The 24436-nt window shown below is 36.2% G+C and carries 13 protein-coding genes; 6 read left to right on the top strand and 7 right to left on the bottom strand.

Annotation, left to right across the window (positions count from 1 at the left end):
- Nucleotides 1-29 precede the first annotated feature (29 nt).
- Genes CY0110_RS21355 through CY0110_RS21340 form a run of 4 tightly spaced genes read right to left on the bottom strand, consistent with a single transcriptional unit; the run spans nt 30 to nt 4489 of the window.
- Nucleotides 30-1538 (bottom strand): UbiD family decarboxylase, encoded by a 1509-nt coding sequence (locus tag CY0110_RS21355; protein ID WP_008277644.1) that lies wholly within the window; start codon nt 1536-1538, stop codon nt 30-32.
- A 48-nt stretch (nt 1539-1586) separates the two neighbouring features.
- Nucleotides 1587-2507 (bottom strand): Npun_R2821/Npun_R2822 family protein, encoded by a 921-nt coding sequence (locus CY0110_RS21350; protein WP_008277643.1) that lies wholly within the window; start codon nt 2505-2507, stop codon nt 1587-1589.
- Nucleotides 2508-2521: 14 nt separating this feature from the next.
- Nucleotides 2522-3514, bottom strand: a complete 993-nt coding sequence (locus CY0110_RS21345) for an Npun_R2821/Npun_R2822 family protein (RefSeq protein WP_008277642.1) — start codon at nt 3512-3514, stop codon at nt 2522-2524.
- Between the two features lie 21 nt (nt 3515-3535).
- On the bottom strand, nt 3536-4489 hold the full coding sequence (locus CY0110_RS21340) for a glycosyltransferase family 10 domain-containing protein (protein WP_008277641.1): 954 nt from the start codon (nt 4487-4489) through the stop codon (nt 3536-3538).
- Nucleotides 4490-4944: 455 nt separating this feature from the next.
- Between CY0110_RS21340 and CY0110_RS21335 the strand changes: the two genes are divergently transcribed.
- Together CY0110_RS21335 and CY0110_RS21330 are read left to right on the top strand one after the other, a co-directional pair.
- Nucleotides 4945-6291: an extracellular solute-binding protein gene (locus CY0110_RS21335; protein ID WP_232285775.1), complete on the top strand. Its 1347-nt coding sequence runs from the start codon at nt 4945-4947 to the stop codon at nt 6289-6291.
- Nucleotides 6291-9185, top strand: coding sequence for an EAL domain-containing protein (locus tag CY0110_RS21330; RefSeq protein WP_008277639.1), 2895 nt, complete (start codon nt 6291-6293; stop codon nt 9183-9185). Before CY0110_RS21335 ends, CY0110_RS21330 begins: the two co-directional genes overlap by 1 nt.
- 57 nt (nt 9186-9242) lie before the next feature.
- Here the strand turns inward: CY0110_RS21330 and CY0110_RS21325 are convergent, their stop codons facing one another.
- Nucleotides 9243-11405 (bottom strand): hypothetical protein, encoded by a 2163-nt coding sequence (locus CY0110_RS21325; protein WP_232285774.1) that lies wholly within the window; start codon nt 11403-11405, stop codon nt 9243-9245.
- A 32-nt stretch (nt 11406-11437) separates the two neighbouring features.
- A complete protein-coding gene (locus CY0110_RS21320; protein ID WP_008277637.1) occupies nt 11438-13585 on the bottom strand; it encodes a S8 family serine peptidase in 2148 nt (715 codons plus the stop codon).
- A gap of 502 nt (nt 13586-14087) precedes the next feature.
- Between CY0110_RS21320 and dxs the strand changes: the two genes are divergently transcribed.
- Nucleotides 14088-15998, top strand: coding sequence for a 1-deoxy-D-xylulose-5-phosphate synthase (gene dxs, locus CY0110_RS21315; RefSeq protein ID WP_008277636.1), 1911 nt, complete (start codon nt 14088-14090; stop codon nt 15996-15998).
- Between the two features lie 147 nt (nt 15999-16145).
- Here the strand turns inward: dxs and CY0110_RS21310 are convergent, their stop codons facing one another.
- Nucleotides 16146-18044 (bottom strand): fatty acyl-AMP ligase, encoded by a 1899-nt coding sequence (locus tag CY0110_RS21310; RefSeq protein ID WP_008277635.1) that lies wholly within the window; start codon nt 18042-18044, stop codon nt 16146-16148.
- Nucleotides 18045-18687: 643 nt separating this feature from the next.
- On the opposite strand from CY0110_RS21310, the gene CY0110_RS21300 reads away from it, so the two are divergent.
- From CY0110_RS21300 to CY0110_RS28070, 3 genes are all read left to right on the top strand, one after another.
- Entirely contained in the window at nt 18688-20472 is a 1785-nt protein-coding gene (locus CY0110_RS21300) for a fatty acyl-AMP ligase (RefSeq protein WP_008277633.1), read from the top strand.
- Between the two features lie 292 nt (nt 20473-20764).
- Complete coding sequence (locus tag CY0110_RS21295; RefSeq protein ID WP_008277632.1) at nt 20765-21028, top strand: acyl carrier protein; 264 nt, start codon at nt 20765-20767, stop codon at nt 21026-21028.
- 78 nt (nt 21029-21106) lie between these two features.
- Nucleotides 21107-24436, top strand: a 3330-nt coding sequence (locus CY0110_RS28070; protein WP_008277631.1) for a type I polyketide synthase, incomplete at its 3' end; no start/stop codon positions are given.

Genomic DNA, 24436 nt, shown 5'->3' with positions numbered 1-24436 from the left:
CCCCCTTCTTAAGGGGGGTTATCATCAAATTATGAAATATCATAACCAAATAGATTGGCATTGACTTCGGTTAAAACAATATCCCCTAAACCATATTCAACCCAACGGCGATCCACCATCGCAGCAACATTAGGATCGGACTCTAAGGGTTCTCCCCATTCATGATCGGTTTCGGGATACATCTTAGTCGTTGCATCAATGCCCATTCTTCCCCCTAAGCCAATTTTTTCACTGGCGAAGTCAAGGGTATCAAAGGGGGTTTCGGGTAGGATGAAAACGTCTCTGGAAGGGTCAACCTTAGAACTGATGGCCCAGACAACCTGTCGAGGATCTCGAATATTAATGTCCTTGTCCACCACAATAACAAATTTGGTATAAGTAAATTGAGGTAAGGCACTCCAAAACGCTAAGGCCGCGCGTTTTGCTTGCCCTGGATAAGCTTTATCAATAGAAATAATCGCAGCTTTGTAACTTAAGGCTTCCATTGGTAAGAAAAAGTCTGTAATTTCTGAGACTTGCTGCCTTAAAATGGGGGTGTAAATCCGATTTAAAGCGATCGCCATCATGGCTTCTTCTTTGGGAGGACGACCGCTAAAGGTGGTTAAATAGATAGGGTCATTGCGATGGGTCATGCAATGGAAGTTGATCAAGGGGGAGTCTTCCACTCCGCCATAATAGCCCATGTGGTCCCCAAAGGGTCCGTCTGGTAACACTTCTCCGGGGGTAATGGTTCCTTCTAAAATAAATTCTGCGTCGGCGGGTACGTCTAAGTCAAGAGTCTTACATTTAGTTAAGGAGACCCCTGAACCGCCATACAATCCAGCAAACAACCATTCTGAGAGGTCTACGGGAATAGGAGTAGCTGCTGCCATAATAATTAAAGGATCAACCCCTAACGCGATGGCAATTTCTAATTTTTTGCCGTTTTCAGCTGCTTTTCTCAAGTGTCTGGCTCCTCCTCTAACGGATAACCAGTGAACACTCATGGTATTTTTTGACTGCAACTGAAGGCGATATACCCCCACGTTAGGAGTTCCTGTTTCACAGTCTTTGGTTATTACCAGTCCTAGAGTAATAATTTTCCCTGCATCTTTAGGATAAGGACGAATGAGGGGTAAAGTATTGAGATCAACATCATCCCCTTCAATGACCACTTGTTGACAAGGAGGAAGGAAACTTTTGCCGGGTTTTGCTTTAACAACATCGAATAAAACCTTACCAAAATCGATAGCTTGAGAAACTTTTTTCGGAGGTTTGGGTTGTTGTAGCATCGCTAATTTTTCTCCCAAGGTTTCTAACTCTTGGGGGTGTTTCATATTCATCGCCCAACAGATTCTTTCTACAGTTCCCATTAAGTTAATAGCAACAGGAAACTTAGCCCCTTTTACATTTTCAAAGAGTAACCCTGGACCCCCTGCTTGCAACATCCGATTGGAGATTTCTGCTATTTCTAAATCAGGATCAACTAAGCTACTGATCCGTCGCAATTGTCCTCTTTCTTCTAATTGCTTAATAAATCCCCGTAAGTCTCTGGCCATGATTAAACTGTCTGCTACAACAAAAATTATTATTACTTAAATTATAGGTTATTTTTTCTTTAAAATCTTCTTGACTTGTTGCAATAATTGTGTTTTGATTCCTGTCTCTGACTTAATCAATTCTGCATCATCGGGTGCTATTTCTCCCAGATAACGATAGTGTTTCCAAATATCCCAATAAGGACACCCTGGCTTAATTTTAATTCCTGCCCAATGTAAATAATGAAGAGGTTGATTATTACTTGGATCAATTAATTGATTACCCTCTTGTTTAAAATGACCGCTTCCTGCCCAATTTCCAGGATTTTTATTGGGTTCATGGGCTAAATTAAACCGTTTTTCAACATTTTTTAAAATCATGTAGTTGATAATCGGTTGATCGGAAGTTTTATAGGTAAAGTCAAAATAGTCAATTTTCTCTGCACATTCTTCAAAAATTTTGTAAATTTTTTCTTCGGACATTAATCCTTTTTTTGATGCCCAAAATCCACCGTTAAACATATCCCTTAGTTCACTTTCTGTAAACACTTTATCTTCAATTACTTTTTGAGAAAATACATTACGAATTCCTGCTTTATGTTGATAATCATAACAAATAAAATCATAATTTGTAAAATAGTTTAAATCATCAACTATTTTTTTAAACACGACAATATCTGTGTCAATATAGAGAAATTCATCAAATTCACCAAACCAACAAGCTTGTTTCCGAAATTGATTAGGACGAGCAAAAAAGTTTTCTCCAAAAATAGTTTGTAATTTAATCGACAATCTTTCAATGAACTCTAAATCAGGATAAACTGTAACATCAAAATCTTCATTTAGTTTTTGAGCAATAACTTGATAATTATCATCATAGGGAATTAAAACAACGGGGGTATTTTTATCATAAAATCGGATACTTTTTAAGAGGGCGATCGCTTGTTCAATAACTTTATCATTGGCAGTAATATAAATCCCACGGGTCATGATTTTTTCCTCTATTAATTCAATCCTAATTTTTTAAGAATTTTTTCTTTTAGATTAGGCTTTTGTTGATAATATACAGCTTTCTGATTAAATTGAGGTAATTTTTCTGGGTTGTTATAGTAACGATAATGTAAAAAAATATCTCGATAGGGAAAATCAATATTTTCTCCTTCACACACCTTTCTAAAAATCTGTGAAGAAATACCAATATAATGAATATAGGTTAATGGATTATCTTTATCGTAAAGAGTATTATTTTTATTTTCAAAATGAGAAGATGTAACACAACATCCTGTTTTTTTCTCTTGAGGTAAGTTTAAAGCTAAATTATAAATAGAAAAACCTGACCGCATCATCATATAATTAATTACCGTTTGATCCGGTGCCATACAATATAATATTTCCGCTTCCCCTTCTTTTAAAGAATTAATTAATTCTTGTTTCTTTTTTTCAGAAAACAAATCTTGTTTTGAGGCATAGAATCCTGAGCAAAAAATTTCTTGCTTTAATCTTTCTTCTGAAAATACTTCTGTTAACTTGCTTGAGTTAACATCATAAACATGAGTTAAATCTTTATGCTGAAAATCATAAACAATGCAATCTTTATTCTCTAATTCAGCAAAAACAAAGTCTAGAGGACTCATTAAAATTGTGTCAGCATCCATATAAATAAAACGATCAAAAGGCCCATCAAAGGCACAATAACGGCGATGGGTTCCAAACCGATGATAACCTTTACTTCCTGCTTTTTCCCAGGTTTTACGTGCTGTAGGATGAGTATCCCAAACTGCTTTAGCAAAGCTATCCCATCGTTTTATAGAAATAGAATCATCGTACAATATTACCTGGGGACGGGAGGCAATTTCCGTTGCCAACTTTTCTATGTTATCATCATAGGGATAAATACAAACGGGCATTTTTTGTTCATAAATAGCTTCAATACTGTTCAGTAAAGCGACAACTTGATCAAAAACGTAATCATTGCCTAACGTACAAATTCCATCCATATTTAATAATAGTTAAACTATTCAAAAATTTTTCACAAAATCAGATAACCAATTCATTAAATTAAGTTCATGAAGAATAATTTGTCTGGCTTCAGCGATCGCACTTTTAGCCTCATGCCAAGCATCCAAACTAGCCGTCACTTCTCTAATATATTGTAGTCCTTTTTCATCCATACTGGGCAATCTTAAAAAGCTACCTGGGGGCAATAATTTATCGGCTGCACTTCCCCCATAATAAATGGGCAAACACCAACATAACAAAGCATCCCATAATTTTTCGCTTACATACCATTCATTATCAGCATAATTTTCGATAGACAAATTATAATAATATGGAGCCATACCGTGCCATTTATTTTCTAAAGTACCTTGACTTTTTGTTTGCTTAGGTAAATTTCTACCATATAAATCAAAATCAAAATTATTATCCCTTAATAGCTGTAAAAAAGCGAGACGATGACGATGATTTTCCGTGCGATTAATACCTGAAGTTATCCAGCTACACCGTTTAACTTTTTCAGGTATATTCCCCTTATCTAAAACATCAAACTCATGATTAATATACCAAATTGCAGGCATATAATTCGGGTGAGGAGCAAAGTTATCAGGTCCAGATACATATCCACAATAATCACTAGCGTTATTATAATTAGCACAGTTTCTATTAATAACTTCTTCTAGAGGAGGTTCTCTTAATAAATAAATGATTCGCTCTTTGGGAACGCCTCTTAGTAAAGCAGGAATATTAAGGGATGAAACTTGAGATTTTCGCAAACGTTTCCACCAAGGTTTAGGGGAAGGTGCTAAGGGAAAATCAAACTGATATAATAATAAGAAATCGGGATGAGGATCATTCGCTAACATTTGAATGTTGTCCCAAAAACCAAAAGGTTGAGGAGTTTGTTTCCATAACCAATCTCGTCTATTTTGTAATCCTGTATAACTGCTTAGCATTCCAACGGTTTTTTGATTCACACAATCATTCCTCTTGTTAGCTCTCGTTATCTCATTAAGTATCATACTAAACTTTGGCCAAGATGGATTTAGAAGTTTCTGACTCCGTAAGGGTACTCTCTGACATAACTTAGAATTCAAAAGTTAAATTTATAGTAAGGAACTCTAATTAATAACTAAAATCAAAAAAAAAATTAGTATTGTTTAAATGATGAACAAATGAAAATTTTTCTCAATATATCATCCAAATATTAATAGAATTCTTATATAACGAATTAAAATTAATTATCTGTAGGAATACAATTCTGTAAGCAATACAATTAATAAAATAAGTTCATTTCAGTTATTTCACTTTCAGTTAATCGTTGTTAAAATAAATATTAACTGTTATTAATTAACTCCAGTTGAAACACTATAAACTAACAGACACTATCTATCGGCGACAATTCATAAAATTGATGATTCTGTCTGGACTAATGATAAGTGTACCCACAGCTTGCCATAACTTAAAAACAGATAAATTAAACACAAACCAGACATTTGACTGGGGACAGTTTGCTGGGAAAGAAATTTTTTTATTACTCGATGATCATCCTTGGACAGAAGGGCTAAAACCCTATCTATCGGATTTTGAGACATTAACTAATCTTAAAATAAACATTAAGATAGTCCCTGAACCAGAGTATTTTAAGGTGATGGAGTCCACCCTTGAGGATGATGATGATTCAGGAGAAATAGATGTCTTTTTTTTACCAATGGATTCTACGGCCTATCGGTTATGGCGTAAAAATCTATTGCACCCTCTGACCCCTTTAATTAATAATCCAAAATTAACCGAATTAGATTACAATTTTTACGATTTTCCTGAGAATTTTCGCTTAGCTGGCACTTATCCCCCAGGAGAGAGTAATCAAAATCTTTTTGGCATTCCTGCAACTTTTGAAGCTTATATTCTTTTTTATAATAAAACATTAATTAATCAGTATTTGAACGGCCTTGTGCCAAAAACCATGGCTGAACTTGTAGAAGCTAGTCTCAAGATCAAGGAAAGAGGAGAAGGGAAGTTTTTTGGGACAGTGATGCGAGGAATTCCTTCAGATACCATTATTGATACCGTTACAGGCATTATCCTTAACCATTGGGGTTCAGAGCCTTCTAATCTACCCTATAATATCTGGTTCGATAATGATTGGAAGCAACCTCGTTTAACTGATAAACGAATTATGGCAGGCTTAAGGAACTATGCTCAACTAATGCAAGCTGGACCTCCTAATATTAAGGAGATAGATTGGCCTGAAGCCACTCGTTTGTTTCAGGAAGGCAAAGCAGCTTTTTATATTGGTGCCAGTCTCTTTGGACCTGATTTTGATAACCCGAAGCTCTCTAAAATAGCAGGAAATGTTGGTTATACGGTTTTACCGAGTTCAGGAGAGCAAAGTTTAACAGGTCATTGGCTTTGGGGATTAGGCATTGCTAAAAAATCAAAAAATCCTGAAGCGGGCTGGTTATTTATTCAATGGGCGACCAGTCAGATGATAGAACAGAAAATTGGCGTAATGACAGGGGGTGCGCCTCGGTTTTCATCTTGGGTGACCCCCTCAGTTTACACAGAAGCCATGAATATTGACTATGCTTTAGCTGTGCAAACCGCTATGAAAACTTCTCGCCCGACGGTAGTTCTTCATCCTCGTTGGGATCAAGGAGCCAAAGCTATTGCCACTACTATTCACAGGATTTATGATGGTGCTAACGAAGAGTCTGCCGTGGCTGAACTACAAACTCAGATTAAGCAAATTATGAGTGACTTCCCAGAGGATTATTGATGACACCTAAACTGCACTGGTTAAAAACCATTCGGGGTCAACTCATGCTAGGATTCGGAGGAATTCTACTGTTGAACTTAATTGGTGCAGTCATTATTTACGGAACCCTACAACACTTTCGTCACCGCGCTCAGGGAACCATCGATTATACGGCTCGTGTACGAGAATTGAATCTTGAACTAAAAAGTAATTTTTTGCTGACACGAAGAGCCGAACATAATTTATTAGATAATTGGCAACTCAAAACACTAAGTCCAGAGATTCAAAACGCCCTCAACAGCCAAGAAAAATATCTCAAGCAAGCCCGTCAAAACCTCTCTACTTTGCAAACTCTACAGCAACAAAATTCTGATATTGAAGAGGAACTGACCATCCTCCAATCCTTATTTACTAACTATGAATCTGCGTTTAAAAATACCACTGAACGAATTATTGATAATGACGAAGGATATCAACTCTATCAACAACTGCAAACCCTCATCAACCAGTTTGTAAATGACAGAACTCTGGTAAGAAATAGGACAATTGAGCGTCTTTTGTTGAAAGCGATCGCTCAACAACAAAAACATTTTCAAACAGGCAAACAAGGCTCTCCTACTGATTTACGAGCTAGTCTTGAAGAACTACAGACTGCTTTAAAAAATAATCCAACCAATACGCCTATTCAAAAATTAGCCCAGGACTATGCTACTACTCTCGATAGTCTTTTATTACTAGAACAACAAGTTTTATTTAATCAAATCGTTGCAGAAAATATTAATAAAGAAATTGATCGCATTCTCGAAGTGATTAGCCAGAGGAGCAAAATCCAAGCAGAACAAGCCCGTTCAGAGTTAATTCGGACAGCTAATTATAGTCGCATAGCTCTGTTAATAACTTTGATAACCTCTTTAGCTTTGACGTTATGGGTTAGCTTATGGCTAGGAAAAAAGATTGTAGAGCCTTTAACCCAATTAACGAAGGTTTCCGAACGTATTGCTCAAGGTTCCTTAGAAGAGACACTAGAGTTTTCGACCTCTAATGAATTTGGTATTGTAGCCACGGCTCTTAATCAAATGCTGACTCAATTGAGAGAAACTCTGACCCATCTTGAACAACGAGTAACCGAACGAACCCAAGCATTACAAGCTAAAACGGAATCCCTCGAAATTACCCTGAGAAAACTACGTTTAAGCAAAGCCAACTATTACGAATTAATTAACAATCTTCAAGCTGGGGTGATTATTTACAATGCTGAGGGTAACATCATGATGGCTAACTTAGCTGGTTGGAAATTATTGGACATCTGTTCTGAAAGTTTATCTCTGTCTCCTTCTTTGGAGATAGGTGCCACTCTTATCGATGAGTCAGGAGCCAGACTCCCACCAGAAAAACGTCCTTGTCAGCAGGTTTTGAGGACTCAAGTTCCTTTAGAAAATTATGTTATGGGTATCCAGCGAAACCCTTCAATAGCTCCTATTTGGACTTTAGTTAATGCTTTTCCTTCTTTTGATGACCAGAACTGCCTAACTCAAGTGGTGGTGCTACTGCTAGATATCACTGATCGCAAATTAGCTGAGGAACAGTTACGCTATCGTGCGCTTCATGATGCTTTAACAGGTTTACCTAACCGTACCCTTCTTACAGAACGCTTAGATCACGCCATTCAACGGGTTAAACGATATCCTGACAAGCTATTTGCCGTATTATTTATTGATTTAGACCGCTTCAAAGTCATTAATGATAGTTTAGGTCATTTAGTCGGTGATCAATTGCTTATCTACATCGCTGATACCCTAAAGTCTCATGTCCGTAGTTGCGATACAGTAGCGCGACTAGGAGGAGATGAATTTGTTATTCTTCTAGAGGATCTTAGCAGTCCCCACGAAGTAATACAGGTAATTGAACGTATTGAGGAAGATATTAAAAAGCCAGTTCAGGTGATGAATAAAACCCTGTTTACTTCGGCGAGTATTGGTATTGCTATGAGTAGTTCAGAGTATGCTACCGGAGAAGATATCTTACGGGATGCTGATAACGCAATGTATCGTGCTAAAGGAAATAATCTGACCAGTTACGAACTGTTTAATGTAGAAATGCGCCAAACGGTACAGGAAATCTTTGAACTTGAAACGAGTTTAAGACAAGCATTAGAAGAGCAACAATTTATCCTACATTATCAACCGATTGTTTCTACTAATTCTTTGCAATTATTAGGGTTTGAAGCTTTAGTGCGTTGGGTTCATCCTGACAAGGATTTAATTTCTCCGAGAAAGTTTATTCCTTTGGCTGAAGAAACAGGATTAATTATTCCCTTAAGTGAATGGATTTTTGAAGAAGCTTGTGGTCAAATGGCTCAATGGTGCGCTCATTTTCCGATAGCTAATTCTCTCAAAATTAGTGTAAATATTGCTGCTTATCATTTTCAATCTCCTCAATTTTTGGCAACAATTGAGCAGACATTGGCTAAGACTAAGTTATTAGGAAAAAATCTTAAATTAGAGTTAACAGAAAGTTTATTGATTAAAAATACCGATAGAGTTCTTTCTCTTTTACCTCAACTACAAAAACAGGGAATTGAAATTAGTTTGGATGATTTTGGTACAGGTTATTCTTCTTTAAATTATTTGAAGCGGTTTCCTATTAATACTCTAAAAATTGATAAATCTTTTGTGGATGGTTTAGACTATGATTCTAATCAAGCTGATGTTAGTATTATTAAAGCAATTATTTATATTGCCCAATCTTTAGGTATGAATGTAGTAGCTGAAGGAGTTGAAACAGATTTTCAACGTAAGCAGTTACAAAAGTTGCAATGCGAGGCGATTCAAGGGTACTTAATTTTTCCACCTTTAACATCTCAAGAGGCTACAAACTTCATTAATAGTCAGTTATCAGTTATCAGCAATCAGTGACCAGTTATTAGTTACTGATACTGAAGTATTAGCGAACAGTTGAATAGTTACATGAGATTATTCAATACCAAAAGAAATATGTTTATCCTTAAAAGTAATAATTCTATTTCCAATTAGAACTTGAGAGTTTATGGAATTATTAATAATTTTTAAGTTAGGAATCTTATTTTTTTGAACTGTCATAATAACAAAAAAATCACCCTTTCCTTGAGCAACAATTCTCTTATTATTGTCATCATACTGTAAGTTAACATTGTCAGGGGTAATAAAAGTTCCTTTCATAGTTACATTCTCATCGCGTTTAATCATAAATATATTCTTATCAATCGTTATATTTCCTTGAGTATTCATGACCCAAGTATGATCATTTTGAGAATCATTAAATTGATCAACCATAACAAATAAACCAGGAACCCCTGAAATATTAGAATAATCAACAGCAAAGGATCTTAACCAATTTTTAGCTTGTAAACTAACAATCCCTGAACCATCTTTTTGAGATTGAAAATAAATAGGTTCCATTGTTAACTTATTAGCATTTTCTTGAATAATAATGTTTTCATTTTCTGGTTGATTCTTACTTTCTCCTGCGATCGCCCAATTTTCTCCTAACCCCCAAATACGAAAACTTCCTGTATCTGGAAATGACCAAGACTTAGTTAAATATTCTCGTTTTCCATAAATACTTGCTACAAAATCATTCTTATTGTTCCACTGATTACGAAATACATAAAATCCCTTTTTCTCATCGGCTAAGACTTTATCAAAAATCGTAGAAGGATGCTTAATTAATAAATTTTCACGATAATTAACTAATAAAAATATTGCATCTAAACTATTTTTTATACCAAAACTTTGATCTCCATTTTCTCCCCAATAATGATCAAATCCCCACATTACTCCAGGTAGAAAATTAAAAGGAACTGAACCCATTCCCATCGCAAATAATGATCCTCCTGGATAATTTCGATGTCTTCCGTAACTAGGAATAGGATAACTTTTATCTCTTGGAATAATCCGCATTAAATAGTTAGGTAATAACCAAGCTAAGTTAGAATTTTGAGTAGCAAAGTTTTCCCCTTTAACATGATAATAACCTGTGAAAAAAGGAAATAAAGTTAAGATGAAAGGCTCAGTAGTATAATGATCTCCTTCGGTTCCAAAACCCTTATCTCCGATCGCTGTTTCTAAGTAGTGAATAATATTACGCTTGGCAATGGTTAATAGTTGTTCAATATCGATATCTTGAGAAAAATTACCTTTTGATTCCTTTAAAATCGCTAATGCTGCTAATCCTGCAGCCCCTCTAGCTCTAGCATTCCAATTACTCCATGCTGTGGGGTTCCATCCTTTGTCTGGAGTCCCATCAATCAATAATTGTGCTTGTTGAGCCAGCCAATTAGATACACTAATGCGATCATTATCATCCCAATAACGGTAACACAAATCATAAGCGATCGCTATTCCTGTAACCATTGGGGATAACTCAAACAAGCGACGATAGGAGGTATTTATAGCAGTTTTCACCACTGTCCAAGCCTGATTAGCTTGTTTAGGGTTTTCTTCAATTAAAGCGTGAAAACATTGTCCTGCTGCGTGATACCCTGCGTTGGGAACATAGTCGTCGTAAACAATAGTTTGATTAAGGGTTTCTTCTAATTTATTAAAAATTTGTTTCCCTATTTTTGTCGTTGCTTTTTTTCGTATTTCTGGAACCATTTCCTCTCGAAAAAGAAGACGAGGATGCTCTTGAGATTTAATAGGTTTATGATAAGTTAAAGGCTGAGGATATAGTGGTTTTATTATTCCTGATACTTTTCCTTGTAATAATTTATTGTTGAAATTACCTTGATAGTTTCCGACTAAAACTTTTTCATTTTTCTTGGTTAATTCAATTTTATAATTAGCCTTTCCTGACCAAGATAACCAGGGATCTCGATTGATCATTAAATCAACATCTAAAATCCATTGATCATTAGATTTATTGATAATAACAGTTCCTTGATGTTCCGATTGATTAAAGTCAGGAGCAAATCCCCAAATCTCAGAATAACAATCATTATTTTCACAAATTAGATCAAGAGTAATATCTTGATAAGTAATCTCTTTATTCGAGTTTCTCCACAAGGCTTTTTCTAAAACAATACTGACTTTACCTGACAAAGAATTATAGGATAATGTGGGTGTATAAACTCCCAACACTATCCAATAAATTACCAAGATTATAATGATAAAAAATCGAGATTTAAGCATTAAACAAAAATAAAGTTTTGACTGTTTAAATCTAAAGTTTTTGCATTTTTGACAACCCCAATTAATTCATTTTCCATACCTGCAACCTTTAAAAAGATGCCTTGAGTATTCGCTCCAAAAGGAGAAGCACCAAGATAATAGTCCTTTATGTTTCCATGTAATTGAATGATATCTTGAGAGACATCAAAATCGGATATTTCTAAATAATCTTGTTGTCCATAGTTATCATAGAATGATTCATTTTCATTACCTAAAGTAAAAACATCCTGATCAACACTTGCTAATTGAGAATAATTCAATCCCGTTAAAGAATCAACTGTAGCTCCAGTTAAGGTTCCGTTACTTTCAATGGCTAAAAAATTAATATCTTCAGTAGTATGCCAAGTTTCGCTATCTTTACTGGTATCTTCTTCAATCATAATTTGAACATTACCATTAGTAAGATTTTTATACCTTAAACCTGAAGAATCACCACCATCAAAAGTGGCGATATTGCCTAAAAATTTAGGAGCATTACTAAAATTATTACCAAAGTTAATGGTATGCCAATCATGGGTCACCCGATCGCCAGTATTACCTGCAATAAACTGATTACCATCCCAATTACCTTGACCTGGAGAAATGGCCAACCAAGCAATGTTTTCTGACTCATGTTTAGTATTCTTAAATGCTTCTTCTTCTTCTAAAGCGACTTTAAATCCATTTTTAGTGATATTATTTTGACGAGTTCGCACAAAGGTTGCATCATTATCCGTTTGAACTTGAGTTAAGACGACTGGGGTATCAGTAAAATCGTGATTAAAGGTAATATTATGCCAATCAGAGCGAGTGGTAGCGTCGGTGGTGACTGTACCCACTTCGATAATCGTACCATCAGACAGTTGCCAAACCCCTTGTTCTAGAACTAAGAAACTAAAGGTTTCTTGAGTATGGCCACCACTGTGGGTATTGCCATTAATTAAAGTGGTTTCTTGAACATTGACTGAGAAGCGATCGCCTTGAATATCAGTAATTCTCACTGTGGAGGGATCAGGACCATTGTAGGATAAGGGTTGAGCAAAGATAACAGGGTTAATGAAGTTATGATCAAGAAAAATGGTTTGACTTACATGGTTTAAATTAGTAATTTGTCCAATTTCAGCAATGACAGCATTATTATCAACAGAGGTTTCTTCGGACAGATCATTAAATTGATCAGATGGTGTCCCATCATTTTTTTGAGATGGAGCCATTGCTAAGATGGCGTTTCCTAATTTTTCGATATTTAATAATTTCCCTTCGTATTGAGGTTTGTCAACAACATTATCCCCTTCTGCGAGTAAATCTCGAATTTCCTCTAAGGTTAATTTCCGTCCCAACTCTTGTTCAGCTAACTGTTGTGCGATGGCGATCGCCCCGGTTACTTGGGGAGCGGACATACTTGTTCCTGATAAAGTGGTCGTTCCCCCTTTATTATTGGCTGCTTTAATACCCACGCCAGGGGTAAATACGTCGGTTAAATCGGGATGATGCTGGGAAAAATTAGCAATTTTACCTTGGTTATCAACGCTAGAAACCGCTAAAGAATTGATACTCGCTGCCGGATAAGAAACTCCATATTCTCCTGTATTACCTGCAGAAGAAACTACAATAACATTATTATCAACTAATTCTTGTAATTCATTCTCAATGATATTGCCAGCATATAAAGGATATTCATAGTTAAATCCATTACTAATAGACATATTAACACTAGCAATATTATAGGCATCATGATTATCTAGCACCCATTCTAAAGCCTGTTCTATATCTAAAAAATTAGCTTTATTATTATTATCAAATACTTTGAGGGCAATAATATTGACACCTGGTGCTATCCCTGGATAGTTTGAATCACTAGAAGCTGCAATACTTGCGACATGACTCCCATGTTTATTATGATCATCTGCTTTATTATCATCATTACTGGTGGGATCGCTAAAATTTTCTAATGTAGTAGCAGCAAAATCATAATGATAAATAATTCTATCTGCTACATTATCGTTATTAAGATCAGGACCAAAAAAAGGGTGATTTAAATCAATACCCGTGTCTAAAACAACAATGGAATAGCCAGTACCATCTATACGCTTTCCGTTTCCATCGAAAAACATACCATAATCCGTCATTTGATTTCCTCCCAATTTTACGATTACTGTTGACTAAACTTTCAAAAAAATTCAATAAAGTTTAATTAATTAAGTTGACTTTTTGAGTTTTAAAAAGTTTCTCAAGGCTTCTTGATTCTAATCACATGGGAATTCAATCAAACCTCACCTAAATTTTCATCATCAAATTTGTCTTATTCACTAAATCAGAAGATCATAAAAATCTAGATAATAATAAACAATCTAAATATGTACATTAACAGATATAGGGAAAAAGGCAATAACTGAGGATTGATCTAATACCTATCCCACCAAGTCCCCAGAAACAATGGCAGATTCACTGTAATTACTACAAATTCAAAAATCAAATTATACATTAGTCATAGAATTCTTTACCAACCCTATACCCTGAGCCAATTGTCAGCTTATTATTGTTTCCCATAAGGATTACCCTACTCTTAGGGGGAGAAGAGTGTCAAAATAGTATGTAACAATCAAATCAAGATGGTACAAACCAACCATTATGAATTTAAGTGATATTACTCATCCAAACCAGCTACATGGTTTATCAATTCGACAATTAGAAGATATTGCCCGCCAAATTCGAGAAAAGCATTTACAGACAATTGCTGCGAGTGGAGGACACCTTGGCCCAGGATTAGGGGTAGTAGAATTAACCATCGCTCTCTATCAAACCCTTGATCTCGATCGAGATAAAGTTATTTGGGATGTAGGTCATCAAGCCTATCCTCATAAAATGTTAACAGGTCGTTATCATCGTTTTCATACCCTACGGCAAAAAGATGGGATTGCTGGCTACTTGAAACGCTGCGAAAGCAAATTTGACCATTTTGGTGCTGGGCACGCCTCTACCAGCATCTCTGCTGGGTTAGGGATGGCATTAGCCAGAGATGCTAAGGGAGAAGATTATAAAGTTGTCTCCATTATTGGAGATGGAGCATTAACTGGTGGTATGGCCTTAGAAGCCATTAATCATGCTGGACATTTGCCCAATACTAACCTAATGGTGGTGCTAAATGACAATGAAATGTCCATTTCTCCCAACGTAGGCGCTATTTCTCGCTATCTCAACAAAGTTCGTTTGAGTGAACCTGTGCAGTTTCTTTCAGACAATCTCGAAGAACAATTTAAACATTTACCGTTCTTTGGAGAGTCACTGACACCAGAGATGGAACGGGTAAAAGAAGGGATGAAACGTCTAGCTATGCCTAAAGTTGGAGCAGTGATTGAAGAATTAGGCTTTAAGTATTTTGGCCCTATTGATGGTCATAACTTAGAAGAATTAATTACTACCTTCAAACAAGCGCACAAAGCAGTTGGCCCTGTTTTTGTTCACGTAGCCACTGTCAAAGGAAAAGGCTATGAATTAGCGGAAAAAGATCAAGTCGGTTACCATGCCCAAAGTCCCTTTAATTTAGCTACGGGTAAGGGGATTCCTTCCAATAAACCTAAACCTCCGAGTTATTCAAAGGTCTTCGCCCATACTTTAACTACTTTGGCGCAAAATGATCCTAAGATTGTGGGGATTACTGCGGCCATGGCAACAGGCACGGGATTAGATAAATTACAAGCCAAATTACCAAAACAATACATTGATGTAGGTATTGCTGAACAACACGCGGTTACTTTGTCTGCCGGGTTAGCTTGTGAAGGAATGCGACCAGTGGTGGCAATTTACTCGACCTTCTTACAACGGGCTTATGATCAAGTATTACATGATGTGTGTATCCAAAATCTCCCCGTTTTCTTCTGTTTAGACAGAGCCGGTATTGTCGGGGCCGATGGGCCAACCCACCAAGGACTTTATGATATCGCTTATCTGCGTTGTATTCCTAATCTAACAGTTATGGCTCCGAAAGATGAGGCAGAATTGCAGCGTATGGTAGTAACAGGGATCAATCATACCGACGGACCGATCGCTATGCGTTATCCTCGCGGTAGTGGAGTGGGGGTTCCTTTGATGGAAGAAGGTTGGGAACCTATACCTATCGGTAAAGGAGAAATTCTTCGCAACGGTGATGATGTGCTTCTTGTTGGTTACGGAACCATGGTGCATCAATCATTACAAGTGGCCGAAATTCTCAAAGAACATGGAATTGAGGCAACGGTAATTAATGCCCGATTTGTTAAACCGCTTGATACAGAGTTAATCGTTCCTTTAGCGCAACGCATTGGTAAAGTAGTGACCTTAGAAGAAGGTTGTTTAATGGGTGGTTTCGGTTCGGCTGTAGCTGAAGCGTTACTAGATCATGATGTCGTTGTCCCAGTTAAGCGGTTTGGCGTTCCGGATAAATTAGTCGATCATGCTAAACCAGATGAATCAAAGGCTGATTTAGAGTTAAGCAGTCCTCAAATTGCTGAACAAATTCGACAACTTTTCTTTAACACGCCTCAACCTTCTGCGGTGAGTTAAGGTTAGATAATATCTATAGGGGGAATTCATTAATTCTCTCTATTTACTAGAAAACCCTACTGTTAGGGTTTTCTTCTTGTTGGCGATCGCTGCCCACTTGTAGCGACACTACACAGTAGTACAAAAATTAGTTAGGCATTAATTCAGTTATATCTTGCTATCGTAAACAACATTCAAAGTGTTATTCAGGAAACCTTGACAACAAGCATACCGTTGAATTTTACCGCTAGAAGTTTTAGGAATAGTTCCTACTCTTAATAGAAGAATACGATGAACTTGTAATCCATGATGAATACACACAGCCTTTTTGATACTATTGACGACTTCAGCACCAATGGGTTGTTTTGAAACCTTCATCTCAAATGCTGGGTCATCAGAGATGGCTTGACGGCGATCGCTGGATTTCCGTCTTTCTTCTTGTAGAGCAGGCTGGCTAACTTTTTTACGACGATTATGATAACGACGTTCTAACTCAGCCGTAATCACTAATTTTTCTTTACCGTTAACCTCAACCGTAAAAGCAGCACTACGATTATTAACAATTGCATCATGACATTGCTCAACGGTCATTTCAATATCTTGAGGATAATGGTTGCGTCCTCTAATAATCAAGACATCTTTGAGTCTTCCGGTTACAAATAATTCTCCGTCTTTGAAAAACCCTAGATCCCCAGTGCGTAAAAATGTCCCTTCTCCATTCGCTAATTTAGCTTGAAAGGTTTTAGCAGTTTCTACTTCCCGTTGCCAATAACCTTGGGCTACCGTTTGACCAGATACCCAAATTTCTCCTACTTCGTCAGCAGCACAGGGGGTTAAAGTATCTGGATTAACAATTACAATGCGAGTATCAATTTCTGTTGTACCACATCCAACCAAAACTTGTTGATTTTCGTCCTGTGGTTGAGCTTCAACAACTTTATTTTCTTGTAAAGCATCAGTTTGAACTCGATAGAGCGTAGGTTCTTCTGTAGTACGAACGGCTGCCACTTTTAAAGTGGCTTCAGCTAACCCATATCCAGGACAGAAAGCAGTAGCTTTAAAACCGCAAGATGAAAAGGCTTTAGCAAAACGTTCCAAAACATCCGCTCTGACGGGTTCAGCCCCATTTAAAGCCATTTTCCAACTACTTAAATCTAGGGTTTCTTTTTGTTCAGGAGTAATTTTACGAGCGCAAAGTTCGTAAGCAAAGTTGGGTGCAGCACTATGGGTTCCTTTGTAGTGACTGATAGCTTGAAGCCAACGCACTGGACTCTGTAAAAAGGTTGCAGGAGACATCATATAACAAGGAATACCTTTATAGAGGGGTTGTAGCACCCCATAAATCAGTCCCATATCATGAAAGGTGGGAAGCCAAGTGACAATAACACTATCCGATGTATGTTGCCATCCTTGGTCAAGATCGGCTGAATTAATTAATAAATTTTCATGAGTCACCATGACCCCTTTGGGATTTCCAGTCGAACCTGATGTATATTGTAAAAAAGCTAGAGAATGACTGCTAATTTTAGGAGGATACCAACTTTCCGCTAAATTCTCTTCATAATTATCCGTGGTGAACCAGTTGAGTGCTGCTAAGTCTGGTGTATTAACAAAATGTTTTTCGATATTGTCTAAAATATTCTGGGTTGTTAAAGCAATTTTGGCTCCAGCATCCGCAACAACAGATTGGAGTCTTAATAAATTTTGATTACGTTTAGGAGGATAAAGTGGAATGGGAATTATACTAGCATATAAACAACCAAAAAATGCGGTGATAAATTCAATTCCTGGTGGATACAAGAGTAAGGCTCTCTCTCCGGACACTCCTAACAATAGCATTTTGGTCGCAATATTTTTTGCCTCTAAATCTAGCTCTTCGTAAGTAAGACTAATTGACTCTGTTTCTCCATCTTTTAAAAATGTATAAGCTTTTTGATGAGGTTGATTGATGGCTCTATATCTCAGAAGATCCACTAGATTTGAAGGAAAATCAATTTTATTCTTTGCATAATAATAATTAGAAAAATGATTATCAAGAGAACTGATTTTATCCAATATATAAACCATAATATTAGCACCATATTCTTTTATTTAATACAAAGATAACACTGGAAACAAACTTTCTATATCCGTGAACTTTCTGAATTAGTGAATATATTTAATTCAATGTTATCTAGTAATGACCATGATATTACTAACATGGTCTTAAAACTACGGCATACAAAATGTAAAATAGAAGGCTAAAGCTTACGGTTTTTACTTATTTCACCTAAGTCACTGACGTTAATATTTTTTACAAGAAAAATTTTTTCTCTTTCATTAGGTATTGCTAGGGTAACTTATATTCTCTTGTCTCTATATTGAAACCATTAATACCTATAACTTGAAAGGGTTTGAAGAAACTGATTTGATAGTAGAGGTTTGAGAACAGGAATCAGGAATAATCGTATCTAATTGAAAATAACTTAATCCTTTACTATCTTTTAACGTCACTGCTTTTGCTATTTTTGCTAGCGACTTTCTGGGGATTTCTGATAGTATGCCTAAATGTGTTAATATGAATGCTTCATAATTTCTCATAAACGTATACATATTTTCGATAAGTTCTATAAAAATTATTTTGGGAAAGCTAACGAGTTTTTTACATTTCTTCTGTTTCATAGAACCTAACCAAGTTGAACCTTAACCATAATGTGAGGTATGAGGAGTTATGTATCAGTTAAAACATTTACCTTACTTTGCTGCTGAAGAAAATTTTGTTAGTCTTCTTAAGGAGAGAGCCAGATATCAACCATCAAAAACTGCCTATACTTTTCTCAGTAGTGGCAAAACAGAAGAATCCTCTTTAACTTATCAACAATTAGATAGAAGAGCTAGAGAACTAGGGTCTATTCTTTATAGTCTTGGATTACAAGGAGAACGGGCTTTATTGATGTATACTCCTGGGTTAGACTTTGTTATAGCGTTTTTTGCCTGTTTATATGCAGGGGTCATTGCAGTTCCCGTTTATCCACCTAAGCGCAATCAATCTTTCCACAGATTGCAAGCCATTATTAAAGACTGTGACGCAAAAGAAATATTAACAACAAGTACCATTCTCAGTAACTTACAACAAGGACTAGTAGATCACCCAGAATTACATAGCTTCAAATTCTTAGCAACTGATGATCATCTCAAACAATTTAACCAAAGTTACAATTTACCAGAAATAGGAATTACTGAGAAAAACTTAGCTTTCTTGCAATATACATCAGGTTCGACTGGAAATCCCAAAGGAGTCATGGTGACTCATGAAAATTTACTGGTTAATTGTGAGGGTATGGATCGAGTATGGCAACACACATCGGATAGTGTTATGGTTACTTGGCTGCCAACTTTCCACGATATGGGACTAATTTACGGGGTACTCGAACCCCTTTATAAAGGCATTCCCTGTTATATGATGGCTCCTGCCTATTTTATTCAAAGTCCTTTTCGTTGGCTCCAGGCTATTTCCCACTATAAAGGAACCCATAGTGCTGCACCTAACTTCGCTTACGATCTTTGCACTCGTAAAATTACTCCTGAACAAAAGGCTACTTTAGATTTAAGTAGCTGGAAAATGACATTAAATGGTGCTGAACCCGTCAGAGCGGATGTTTTGGAGCATTTTGCTAAAGCCTTTGAATCTTGTGGTTTTAATCCTACTGCTATGAGTCCTGGTTATGGGTTGGCTGAAGCTACCTTGGTTGTATCAGCAGTTCATAAAGAAGATACTCCTCAGGTTTATCGGTTTCAAGCTGAAGCTTTACAAAAAAATAAAGTAGTCAGAGCAGACCAAAATGACGACAATGCCGTAACATTAGTGGGATGTGGTAAAACAGAAATTGATACTAAAGTATTGATTGTTAATCCAAATACTTTAACCCCCTGTGCTGCTGATGAAGTGGGAGAGATTTGGGTATCAGGCAAAACTGTCACTCAAGGTTATTGGCAACGGGAAGCAGAAACCGCGAAAACCTTTCAAGCTAAATTAGCGAATGGAGAAGGGACATTTTTACGCACTGGAGATTTAGGGTTTCTCAAGGACGGAGAATTATTTGTGACGGGAAGACTCAAAGATGTCTTGATTATTAGAGGACGCAACCATTACCCTCAAGATATTGAATTAACCGTTGAACAATCTCATCCAGCTTTAAGACCAGGTTATGGTGCAGCTTTTACCGTGGAAACCGAGGAAAAAGAAAGACTTATTATTGTTCAAGAAGTTGAGCGTACCCATCTAAGGAAGATAAACATTAAGGAAGTTAAAGAAGCTATTTGCAAAGCAGTAGCTAGAGATCACGGATTACAAGTTTATGATATCGTCTTAATAAGAACCGCAACTATTCCCAAAACATCCAGTGGTAAAATTCAACGTTCTCGCTGTAAGGAGCAATTTTTAAGTAATAACTCTGATTGTTTGCCAGTAGTTAAATCCCGAAAGGCGTGTTTAGCTCAAGTTTCCTCTAATTAAATCTATGCACTTTTAAGGTATGGACTGTTGAATAACAATGAACCAAAAGATAAACTAAAAAGGGTAGAAATATGGATAAAAGAATATTTTCAAGCAAAACTATCCAATATTCTTGACAAATATTCTTTTAAATAGAGTTTATTGCTTACAAATTAAATCGGGCATCTAATCAATAAATATACAGAAGTTATTGGTAATATTAAGGAGACTGTACCAGGAGAAAATACCGAACATGATAAATATCTGTTAGACTATTCATGATTAGACAATTTTTAAAGTCAGTCAATAAAAAATGGCCAATCAAAATTTAGAAAAACCACCCGATAAATCAGAGATTCAAAGCTGGTTAATGTCTAAATTAGCTGAATTACTTGAAGTAGACCCTAATCAACTTGACATTACTGTCCCTTTTGAAAGCTATGGTCTAGATTCTGAATCGGCTATTGTTCTTAGTGGTGAACTCCAAGACTGGCTTAAATGCGATCTTGAGCCAACACTCCTCTTTGATTATCCAACCATTGAAGCCGTAAGTGAATATCTTGTTAAGATTAAGTAAAGTAACAATGTTATCTGATCGGTAAATTTAGGGAATTATATTAAAGTCAGATTAGAGCCTAGGGGGAGTAAAGCAATTGTGGAATCCATTGCAATCATTGGTATAGGCTGTCGTTTCCCGTCTGCCAATAATCCAGAAAAATATTGGCAGTTATTGTCTAATGGTATTGACTGCATTACAGAAGTACCTTCAAACCGTTGGGATAATAGTTTATTGTATGATGAAAATCCCACAACATTAGGAAAAATGAATACAAAGTGGGGTGGCTTTTTACAAGAAGTTGATACCTTCGATGCAGAATTTTTTGGCATCTCTCCTCGTGAAGCTGAATACATTGATCCTCAACAAAGATTATTATTGGAGGTTGCCTGGGAAAGTCTAGAAAATGGCGGTTTAGCTCCTGGGAAACTAGCAGGAAGTCAAACTGGCGTGTTTATCGGTATTAGTAATAACGATTATGGAAGATGCTCCCTACAAGATTTCTCTGCCATCAGTGCTTATAGTGGAACGGGAAACGTATTTAGCATTGCAGCGAATCGTCTATCTTACTGTTTAAACTTAAAAGGGCCTAGTTTAGCTATAGATACCGCTTGTTCTTCATCTCTGGTTGCAGTTCACTATGCTTGTCAAAGTTTACGCCTTCATGAATCAGAGTTATGTTTAGCAGGCGGTGTCAACCTCATTTTATCCCCAGAATTTAATATTATCTTTTCCCAAGCTCGTATGATGGCATCTGATGGCCGTTGTAAAACCTTTGATAGTAAAGCTGATGGCTACGTTCGTGGGGAAGGCTGTGGCATAGTTGTTCTTAAACGCCTCTCAGATGCGCTACGGGATGGAGACAACATTCAGGCAGTGATCCGAGGTTCAGCCGTTAATCAAGATGGTTTAACCAATGGTTTGATGGCACCGAATGGCCTTGCTCAACGAACACTAATCCGTCAAGCTTTAAAGAATGCTCAAGTCAACCCAAACCAACTGGATTATATAGAAGTGCAAGGAACCGGAACACCAGTAGGGGACTCTATTGAAATTAATGCCTTAAAAGCTGTCCTTAGAGAGTCAGACTCTCCCCAGAAAACTTGTTGGGTAGGTAGCTCTAAAACCAATATTGGTCATTTAGAATCCGCATCAGGAATGGCCAGTCTGATTAAGGTGATTCTTTCTTTGCAACATAAACAAATCCCTCCTCATCTTCATTTTGAGACACTTCATCCCTATATTTCTATAGAAGGCACACCACTAAAAATTCCTACCCAATGTCAACCTTGGGAAAAAGAAACAGATACGAGAATAGCTGGTGTTAGTGCCTTTGGTTTTGGTGGTACAAATTGCCACCTAATCGTAGAGGAAACCCCCTTAGAAATTAATAATCAGAAGACAAACACCATAAAGAGGGTTAATCTCACCACCAATTTGCTCACCCTTTCAGCAAAAAGCGATCAAGCTTTAAAAGAACTGGCACAACGCTACCTTACTTATCTCGAAGCACATCAAGATTTATCTTTAGAGGATATTTGCTTTACAGCAAATACAGGACGTGCCTCTTTTGATCATCGTCTTGCCATTGTTAGTCAATCTATTCCTCAGTTATCTCAAGAACTAGAAAACGTTATTCAGGGTCAATCAAGCGAAAGATTACATTACGGTAAGATAATAAACAAGAAAGCTCCAACAATTGGGTTTTTCTTTTCGGGAAAAGATTTGGTCGCTTTGGCAAAGATAGGGAGACAACTTTACGAACTTTATCCTGGTTTTCGCCAAACCCTTGATCACTGTTGTGAAATTATTAATACTCTTTTAGAAAAACCATTATTAGAATTTCTAAATGTTTCAAATCCCCAAAAACTTCCAAACCAGCAGACCATTGAGCATGATACTGCTTTATTTTCCATAGAATATGGTCTTGCTAAATTATGGCAATCTTGGGGAATAGAACCGACTCTAATAGCAGGTTATGGAGTAGGGGAGTATGTAGCAGCTTGCCTAGCTGAAATATTTAGTTTAGAAGATGGCTTAAAATTAATTATTGCTAGAAATAAAATGCTTTTATCTTCTCGCTCAAATGAAGACAGAGCAAAATTTAGAGAAATTACACAACAAATAAATTATACAGAACCTAAAATTCCCATAATTTCTGAGTCCAATCATCAAAGTAATGAGGCGATCACAACCCCTGATTATTGGCTAAATCATTTCGATAAATCATCATCTTTAACTGATACAATTAGGAATTTACTGGAGAAAAATCTTGATATTGTTATTGAAATTGGCGCTCAATCTATTTTGTTAGATCCTGAGAAAAATGACTCAAAGCAAACTTTGTGGTTAGGAAACAAGCAAACTGAGCAATCAGAATGGGAATTACTTTTATTTAACTTAGCTCAGCTTTTTATCAAAGGAGTTAAGATTAACTGGCAAGCCTTTAGTGGTCATTATCCTCATCAACGATTACAACTTCCCACTTATCCCTTTCAAAGACAATCTTATTGGCTTCAAACTACAAAAAAATCCCCTATACTTACAACAGGAACCTTAGAAACTTCAAAAACAATAACGAGTGAATCTGTTAGTAATAAATCACAAGTTTTAACTTTAATTAAAGAAAGACCAGAGTCAGAACGTTTTACCATTATCAAATCTTATTTAAAAGGAATAATTTCTCATGTATTAGGATGTAATTCTGAGCAAATTCTTGAAGAAAAATCCTTAAATCAACTAGGATTAGATTCATTAATGGCAATGGAAATAAAAAATAAAATAAAAAATGATTTAGGATTAGAGGTTGCTTTTTCTGATTTTCTTGAAGGTATCACTTTTGAAGAAATTATCAATCAAATTAATAAGCAAAAAGAGTCTCTAGCATTATCGTTTAAACAGTCCTCCTACGGTAGCATTAAACCTGTTAAAAGAGAGAATTATCATCAATTATCTTTTTCTCAAAGTCAACTATGGCTTTTAAGTCAAATTAAAAGAAAAAGGAATCTTTACACCATACCAATGATTCTGGATTGGCAAGGAAATTTAAGAGTAGAAATTCTTGAAAAAAGTTTCTTAGAAATGGCTCAGCGTCATGAAATTCTTCGTACAACTTTTGAAATTTTTGAGAATGAACCTGTTCAAGTAATTCAGGAAAAACCAATAATTGATTTTGAAGTTACAGACCTAACATTATTAACTGCAACAGAGCAAAAAAATAAACTTGAACAATTAGCATATGAGCAAGCTCAAACTAACTTTAAACTATCTAAATTACCCTTATTTCGTGTAAAAATTGTTCAAAAATCAGTAGATAACTATACCTTAATATTAACCATAGATCATGTTATTTCTGATGGTTGGTCAATAGGAATTATTTTCCAAGAATTGTCCACTCTTTATCGTGCATATTGTCAAGAGCAGATATCT

This window comes from Crocosphaera chwakensis CCY0110 (assembly GCF_000169335.1).
GTDB classification, from domain to species: Bacteria; Cyanobacteriota; Cyanobacteriia; order Cyanobacteriales; family Microcystaceae; genus Crocosphaera; species Crocosphaera chwakensis.
This window is presented reverse-complemented; position numbering and strand designations above follow the sequence as displayed.